1 rRNA gene is annotated in these 304 nt (G+C 50.0%); it reads left to right on the top strand.

Annotated elements, in window-relative coordinates:
• Nucleotides 1-304 (top strand): 23S ribosomal RNA (locus tag SB719_RS19525); the annotation flags it as partial.

The following is a 304-nucleotide window of genomic DNA, read 5'->3' as shown; positions in this document are numbered from 1 at the left end:
AGGCTAAATACTACTGACTGACCGATAGTGAACCAGTACCGTGAGGGAAAGGCGAAAAGAACCCCGGAGAGGGGAGTGAAATAGAACCTGAAACCGTATGCGTACAAGCAGTGGGAGCCTACTTTGTTAGGTGACTGCGTACCTTTTGTATAATGGGTCAGCGACTTATATTCAGTGGCGAGCTTAACCGAATAGGGGAGGCGTAGCGAAAGCGAGTCTTAATAGGGCGTTTAGTCGCTGGGTATAGACCCGAAACCGGGCGATCTATCCATGGGCAGGTTGAAGGTTAGGTAACACTGACTGG

Source organism: Pantoea sp. SIMBA_079 (assembly GCF_046940275.1).
Classification (GTDB): Bacteria; Pseudomonadota; Gammaproteobacteria; order Enterobacterales; family Enterobacteriaceae; genus Pantoea; species Pantoea borealis.
Note: the sequence above shows the minus strand (reverse complement) of the source record. Positions and strands in the feature narration are given on the sequence as shown.